Source organism: Neisseria sp. P0001.S005 (assembly GCF_051963715.1).
In genome coordinates, this window is the sequence record NZ_JBQCTZ010000311.1 from 1 (window position 1) to 1,136 (window position 1,136).

The 1,136-nt window shown below is 44.5% G+C and carries 4 protein-coding genes; all 4 read right to left on the reverse strand.

All coding sequences use genetic code 11. The features are described from left to right. Positions 1-133: 133 nt before the first annotated feature. Positions 134-409, reverse strand: a complete 276-nt coding sequence (locus ACTHSP_RS19365) for a hypothetical protein (protein ID WP_440346712.1) — start codon at positions 407-409, stop codon at positions 134-136. 12 nt (positions 410-421) lie between these two features. Continuing rightward, the gene (locus ACTHSP_RS19370; RefSeq protein WP_440346713.1) at positions 422-640 is read right to left on the reverse strand and encodes a major capsid protein; all 219 of its coding nucleotides are present in this window, start codon (positions 638-640) and stop codon (positions 422-424) included. Between the two features lie 80 nt (positions 641-720). Then, complete coding sequence (locus ACTHSP_RS19375) at positions 721-918, reverse strand: hypothetical protein (RefSeq protein WP_070625700.1); 198 nt, start codon at positions 916-918, stop codon at positions 721-723. Positions 919-921: 3 nt separating this feature from the next. After that, on the reverse strand, positions 922-1,136 hold a 215-nt coding region (locus ACTHSP_RS19380), incomplete at its 5' end, for a hypothetical protein (protein ID WP_440346714.1).

Sequence of the window (1,136 nt, forward strand, 5' to 3'; positions counted from 1 at the left end):
AAACATAATGCTAACTTTCGTAATGGTTGCTGAAAGTTAGATTTTGCCATTACCCGAATAGGGTATCAATCCTTGAATAAAATCGCCCCTATTAAAACAGGCACCGCCAGCCCCAAATAAAAATAAAAGTCCATCATCTCAAGACCCTTTTTAGGACGGATACGAAATACACCGCTGCCATCACGCCAAATAAAATCCAACCTGTATCTAAACCGCTTTTTAAATTTTCACTTGGATCGCATTTGGGCAAATCGGCTTTAATCGTCTGTCCGTTCAGTTTCCATAATGTGCCGTTGTATTCAGGTTTGATGATTTTGCCGTCTTGGGTTATTTGAGGTACTACCAAGCTGAAATAGACGTTTTCAGCTTGGGTTTGCTCAAGACATTTATTCCCGACTTGGTAGTACATCTTAATTACCTATTAGCGCAACAAGCGTTTCACAATGGCAATCACGAACAGCGCGGCAAAGACGCCGACTACCAACCAACCTGCTTCGAGGCCGTCTGCTTTAGCAGATTCGATACCTGTTTTTGCGGCTTCAGGCAAAGCGGCATAGGCAGATGTGGCCAGAGACAAGGGAGCAGCGGCAACAACGGCCAGTTTTGCGCCGTATTTACGGCAAGTGTTCATCAATTTCATGATGTTTTTCCTTTAGTGAGTTAAACAAAATTGAATAGGTGCTTTTGCTATTATTCAGACCGCACCTGTAGCCTGAATTTTTAAAATTCTGATAAAAAGCTGAAGACAATAAAGTTTTCACCGATTTCGGATAACGCGGTTTCTACCGCTTCGTTTCGGTCGTAGAAATAACCGGCTTCATTTACAAACGGTGTATGCCCCACATCACCCGTATCAGACGGATAAAGGAAGTCGCCCGTTTCCCGTGACTGAACAATGTAAACGCGGGTAATTGTCATGTTTTAGCCTTTGTTTGGTGCTTTGGGCTGGAAGGCGAGAATTTTCAGTTTCTGGCTTTTGCCGTTGGTAACGAGTTCAACCGTTAAAGCGGCTTCGAATGGGAATGAAAGGCTTTTGAACTGTTCGAAGTTAACGGAACCGCCGTAGTCGTATTCTGTGGCCGAGCTGCCTAATGCGTTGCCTTGGCTGCTGTCCAGAGGTGTAGACACGATGACGC